We start from the raw sequence: 2,039 nt of genomic DNA, 5'->3' as shown, positions 1-2,039 counted from the left end.
TGGAATATCGCGCACAAAGAAATTGATTTAAAAAATTGGAAGAGCAATCAGAAAAATTCCGGCTTTCTGCCTGAGGAACGCGCCTGGATGACACAAGTGTTTGATGAATTGGGCTGGGTCGACGCCTACCGTCGGCTGCATCCGGATACCACCAGCGAATGCTATACATGGTGGAGCAATCGGGGCCAGGCATGGGCCAATAATGTAGGTTGGCGTATCGACTATCAGGTGGCCACGCCAGGCATAGCAGCAAAAGCACAAGCTGCCAGTATTTACAAAGACGAACGCTTTTCCGACCACTCGCCGCTGATTATTCATTATCAGGATTGAGCAATGTGCGTCTTAAGTCACTACTATTAAAAAAATGGCTGGAAAATTTGAACTGCACCCCAAAAGTTGGACACCCGTCCATACTTTTGGGGTGTTTTCATGAGTAAATATACAAAGCAATTCAAAGTACAGGTTGTTGAGTACTATCTGCAGGAGAACGCTGGCTGCGCTCTGGTAGCCAGGCAGTTTGGCATCAATCATTCTATCGTTCGTCACTGGGTACGCCGGTTTCAGTTACGTGGTGCCGACGGCTTAGATAAAAAATATAGCCACTACAGTGCCGAATTCAAACTCTCTGTGTTGCAACACATGTGGCTCAATCGGCTCTCTTATCAGGAAACAGCCCTGCTGTACGACATCCGCAACAAGTCCATCGTGAGCGCATGGGAACAACGCTATCATAGCGGCGGCATACCCGCCCTAACGCCACGCCCCCGAGGACGCCCCAACGTGATGTCGCCGTTCAAAAAAACTCAGCCAGCCCCTGTCAAAACCGATGACAGCCGCACCCGCGAAGAATTACTTGAAGAAGTGAATTACCTGCGCATGGAGAACGAATATCTAAAAAAGTTGAAAGCCTTAGTTCAGGAGCAGGCACAGGAAGCAGCGTCACGCAAAAAGCGCAACTCATCCAGGAACTAAGGCAAAAATACCCCATTGCCGGTTTGCTGAAAGTCGCGGCCATGGCGCGCAGCACGTTTTATTACCAGCAAAAAATAATGCTCATTGGGGATAAGTATGCTGACTTAAAAGAACACATACGCACGATTTACGCGCGCCATCAAGGACGTTACGGATATCGGCGCATCACGGCCAGCATTCAGCAATCCGGGGTGGCGGTGAACCATAAAACCGTGCAGCGCCTGATGACGGAGTTAGGCTTGAAGTCCCTGGTAAGGATCAAGAAATACCGCTCCTACAAAGGGCATGTTGGCCGGATTGCCCCCAATTTACTGCAGCGGCAGTTTGCCGCACAAAAGGCGAATCAAAAATGGGTGACCGATGTGACAGAATTCCATGTCGCTGGGGAGAAGCTGTATTTATCGCCGATACTCGATCTATACAACGGAGAAATTATTGCCTTTAACACGTCACGGCGACCGGTGTTTAAGATGATCAGCGAAATGCTGACGAGTGCATGGAGCAAGTTAAAGCCAGGAGATCGTCCGATACTGCACTCCGATCAGGGCTGGCAATATCAAATGCCAGCATACCGGCGCTTACTGGAACAGCGCCAGGTGACGCAAAGCATGTCGCGCAAAGGGAACTGTCTGGATAACGCAGCGATGGAGAGCTTCTTTGCTGTATTGAAGTCGGAATACTATTACCTGACCAAATTCAACAACGTCGAGGAGCTGGAGAAGGGATTGGCTGACTACATCCACTACTATAATCATGACCGTATAAAACTGAAATTAAAAGGGCTGAGTCCTGTTCAATACAGGAATCAGCCCTTGGCCACGTAACTATCAAGCTGTCCAACTAAATGGGGTCACTTCAGTTGCGCAGCCGGCTTTTTTCAGTCACCACCTAAACAGCAGGTGGCCAACCTCAGATGACTCAGAACTGATCTTCACGCAATGCCAGAACACCAGCGCTGCCATCCACAATCGCGGAACGCATGCCTTGCGCCGCTGACAGAATATGATCAGCAAAGAAGCGTGCGGTGGCGATCTTGGCTTGCAAGAAGTCCGCATCACCCTGACCTG

Annotated in this window: 3 protein-coding genes; 2 read left to right on the top strand and 1 reads right to left on the bottom strand. The window is 49.7% G+C overall.

Going from position 1 to position 2,039, the window contains the following annotated elements; translation table 11 throughout:
* On the top strand, positions 1-330 hold a 330-nt coding region (locus KDM89_RS19035), incomplete at its 5' end, for an exodeoxyribonuclease III (RefSeq protein ID WP_212689501.1).
* Positions 331-429: 99 nt separating this feature from the next.
* Positions 430-1,796, top strand: a protein-coding gene (locus tag KDM89_RS19030; RefSeq protein ID WP_438947532.1) for an IS3 family transposase whose coding sequence is annotated in 2 segments (ribosomal slippage) — positions 430-901 and positions 901-1,796 — 1,368 coding nt in all. Because the reading frame shifts where the segments join, the coding sequence is not laid out codon by codon here.
* 94 nt (positions 1,797-1,890) lie between these two features.
* Here KDM89_RS19030 and KDM89_RS19025 read toward each other — a convergent pair.
* The coding region (locus KDM89_RS19025) for an acyl-CoA dehydrogenase C-terminal domain-containing protein (RefSeq protein ID WP_212689502.1) at positions 1,891-2,039 on the bottom strand (149 nt) is incomplete at its 5' end.

The sequence above is a fragment of the Cognatundibacterium luofuense genome, from assembly GCF_018139685.1.
Classification (GTDB): domain Bacteria; phylum Pseudomonadota; class Gammaproteobacteria; order Burkholderiales; family Burkholderiaceae_D; genus Undibacterium; species Undibacterium luofuense.
This window is presented reverse-complemented; position numbering and strand designations above follow the sequence as displayed.